The organism is Zarconia sp., assembly GCF_057467645.1.
The window spans coordinates 1-3,795 of record NZ_JBRJXU010000093.1 but is presented as its reverse complement, the minus strand read 5'-3'; the positions used below and the strand labels follow the sequence as shown (position 1 = coordinate 3,795).

3 protein-coding genes are annotated in these 3,795 nt (G+C 51.6%); 1 reads left to right on the top strand and 2 read right to left on the bottom strand.

The window, feature by feature from the left end:
* Positions 1-48: 48 nt before the first annotated feature.
* Complete coding sequence (locus tag AC2215_RS14075; RefSeq protein ID WP_486810644.1) at positions 49-195, bottom strand: hypothetical protein; 147 nt, start codon at positions 193-195, stop codon at positions 49-51.
* Between the two features lie 1,136 nt (positions 196-1,331).
* Between AC2215_RS14075 and AC2215_RS14070 the strand changes: the two genes are divergently transcribed.
* Positions 1,332-2,807, top strand: a complete 1,476-nt coding sequence (locus tag AC2215_RS14070; protein ID WP_486810643.1) for an alpha-amylase — start codon at positions 1,332-1,334, stop codon at positions 2,805-2,807.
* Between the two features lie 495 nt (positions 2,808-3,302).
* Here the strand turns inward: AC2215_RS14070 and AC2215_RS14065 are convergent.
* The coding region (locus tag AC2215_RS14065) for a WD40 repeat domain-containing protein (RefSeq protein WP_486810642.1) at positions 3,303-3,795 on the bottom strand (493 nt) is incomplete at its 5' end.

Genomic DNA, 3,795 nt, shown 5'->3' with positions numbered 1-3,795 from the left:
GAAGTATTCGCGCAAGGTTTATACCGAAAAAATGAGAAAGCTCTTCGATTACGTGACTCGCTCTTGTGACGATGAGACTTGTACGGTTTTGGCTGCTGCTTCTAAGTAGTGCGACTCCAACCACTGCCGTTGAGTCTGAACGATGCGATCGTCATCGCCATCAACTTCACCGAGAGTCCATAGGGAGAAATTCAAGTGGGGGTGAACTCACCACTGGGTCAACTCCGGCTCAGGTGCTGGAAGTCGATAACCCCAAGCTGGGTCTCCTGTGAGTTCACACGTGGCATCAGTTGCATTTTCGTCCATCCCCCAAACATCCCATGACCTGATTTCGAGTCAAATCGTGGAAACGTATAGCTGAAAAGGAATATAGCTATTCGAGCCTCTCGACTTGACATCGGGCCCAATTGCTTAACCTTTCACCAATGCCCATTCCCCATGACTGAAAATGTGTAACGATACCCGCGTGAACTGCTATATCACCTGGTAATTGTGGCTTACTCGCTTCGACCATCGGCGAGTGACCTCTGCAATCGGACGAAACCTCAACCTCCTCTGACTCCCGGACGCACGGCTCAAGCCATCGGTTCAGTTGTCGCCCGATTGGGAACACCCACTTGGCCTCCCCGACCTCGAGGTAAATCTCCTCAATGCTCTCAGGGTCGGGGGCGCAGCTCTTTTCCCACCTATTCTTGAGTCAAAAAAGGTCTCGGACGCTTCCGAAAACCCTCTGGTTCGACCTAACTCCAACATCAGTTCGGGTTAAGATTCGATTTTTATCGCTAAGCGCAGGGGGCGATTGACACTCGATTGGCGACCACTTTTGCATGACCCATTTGGGGTTGGTGCGTGAATTTTTTAGCGACGGAGTGCATCCCGATTTATTCGTCCTAACTGCTATGCGCTTAGCTATAGCTATAACTGCCTCAACGAGAGAATGCAGGTTTGAGACCGACAAATGGTGAAAATCAGTAACGGTAGAATCAGGGGTTGAGCTTATCCCGAACTCACGTTAACTCCAAGCGGATTTACATCAGTAACTGCCGAAAGTCGACCTCTGCTCAGGGGTGGGGTTGATTGCGATGGATATCGCCGAGTTTAGTCTCAAGTCCAGTTGACAAGTGGCACAGAAGCTGAGGCTGTCATCAATGCCTAGTTCTCCTCACCTAGCCATGGGAAGCAAAAAATTCTAAACTATCGTGATATCGCGGAAATCGAGGGCGACTGATGCTCTACATTTCCCTTTGTTGGCAGTTTTGCCGATGCTCGAATCCAGTACAGTGCTTCCAATTTATCAAATTTAGATCCTGACGATCGGGAGAGTATCTGCGATGTCCGAACCCAATGGCGTGATGATGCAATATTTCCACTGGTATTTACCACCGGATGGAAGTTTGTGGAACGAGCTAACCCAAAAAGCCCGAGAATTGGCAGATGTGGGGGTAACATCGGTCTGGTTGCCCCCGGCCTATAAAGGCACCGGTGGCGGTTACGATGTCGGCTATGGCGTGTACGATATGTTCGACTTGGGAGAGTTCGACCAAAAAGGCTCGGTACGCACCAAGTACGGCACCAAGAATGAGTACATCCAAGCTGTTAAAACCCTCCAAGATGCTGGCATTCGAGTGTATGCGGATGTGGTGTTCAACCACCGACTCGGTGCAGATGCCACGGAAGAAGCCAAAGCCATCCCTTTTCACCCCGATAACCGCCAACAGCCCATCGGCGATTTGCACCCAGTTAATGTTTGGACGCATTTCACCTTTCCGGGTCGCCAGGGGAAATATTCGGAGATGGAATGGCACTGGTGGCATTTCGACGCAGTGGACTACAATGCCTACGATGAAGATGGCAATGCTGTTTACCTGTTCGAGGGCAAAACTTTCGACTGCAACGTCGACCTGGAGAAAGGCGGGTTTGACTATCTGATGGGTTGCGACCTAGATATAGAGAATTTGGAAGTGCAGGAGGAGTTGAAACGCTGGGGAGAATGGTACGTCGAAACGACTAATGTAGACGGCTTTCGATTTGATGCGGTGAAGCACGTCCAGGCGGGATTTTTCCCGGAGTGGCTCAGTCACTGCCGCCAGAGTGCGGGGCGACGCCTGTTTGCCGTGGGTGAATACTGGTCCTACGAAGTTGAGGCACTGCACCACTTTATTGAGGTGACCGGCGGTGATGTCAGCTTGTTCGATGCGCCGCTGCACTACAACTTTAGCGAAGCCAGCAAGGGTGGATGCGACTACGACTTGCGGAAAATTTTCGATAATACCCTCGTCCAAGAACAACCGGCATTGGCGGTGACCTTGGTGGAAAATCACGATTCCCAACCGCTACAATCTCTCGAATCAGTTGTGGAGGCTTGGTTTAAGCCCATGGCCTACGCGCTGATTTTGCTGCGTCGCGATGGCTATCCCTGTATTTTTCATGCGGACTATTACGGCGCGAACTATCAGGATACTGGCAAGGATGGGAACGAGTACGAAATTTGGTTGGACAGCCATCAATGGTTGATTGACAAGTTTCTGGACGTTCGCCGCACCTATTGTTACGGCGACCAGTACGACTATTTCGACCATGGCAATACCATTGGCTGGACTCGGCTGGGGACGGAAGAACATCCCGGCGGCATAGCGGTGGTTTTGAGTAATGGCGACGAGGGTTGCAAGTCCATGGAAGTGGGGCAGCCGAACCACACCTATATCGATATCACCGAACATATCAGCGAACCGGTGACGACGAACGATGAGGGCTGGGGTAATTTCTCCTGTCCGGCCGGGTCGGTGTCGGTTTGGGTACCGAAATAGCAGTTGCCATATTGGTTGCGGGGAGGCTTCGGAGGGAAGAACCCACCCCTAACCCCTCCTGGGAGGGGAACTCGAGACAACACCTCAAGTTGGACTGTCTCCCACAAAAATCGCTCGCACTCCTCCTTCTCCCCTCTCGGGAGGGGCTGGGGGTGGGTCGGCAATGTTGAAACTTTGCGATTATTTCTGGGAATGGCGAATCTCCTCGCATATGGCGAGATCGTCTTCTGTCGCGTTGGGGTGGCTGCCCAGGGAAGAACCCACCCCTAACCCCTCCTGGGAGGGGAACTTGGAGACAACGCTTCAAGTTGGGTTCCCCCAAGAAAAATCGATCGCACTCCTACTCCTCTTTCTCCCCTCTTGGGAGGGGTCGGGGGTGGGTCGGCAATATTGGGGCTTTGCAACGATTTCTGGGAATGATGAATCTCCTCGCACATGGCGCGATCGTTCTGTGTGACGTTGGGGTTGGTTTGCAGGTAGCCTTCCAACCACAGGCTACTGCTCGATTTCAATCTCATCACATAAACGCCGATCCTCTTCGCTGACATTGGGATTTGTCCGTAGGTAATCGCCAACCCAATCACAACTATTTCGAAGTAGTTCTTCTAAATCTAAATTCCAAAAAATCACCGTGCGATCGTCGCTGGCCGAAACGATCGCATCGCCACGGGGACTAAAGCTGACCCCCAACACCCCCGACTCGTGTCCTTGTAAGGTTTGAATTAACGTACTATCTTTGAGACTCCACAGCCGCACCGTTCCATCCCAGCTCCCGATGGCGATAAACTTGCCAGTAGGCTCGAAACTGACGCTGTTGACGCTATCGCTATTGCTGAATTCTTGCAGTAACTTGCCGTTGAGATCCCAAAGCTTGACTTCGTTATCCCAGCCGGCCGAAGCAATGGTCTGACTGTCGGGACTAAAGACCGTACTGGTGACGTAAGAATTATGTCCGTTATCGTTGTGGTCTTGACTTTCAATGATTTTG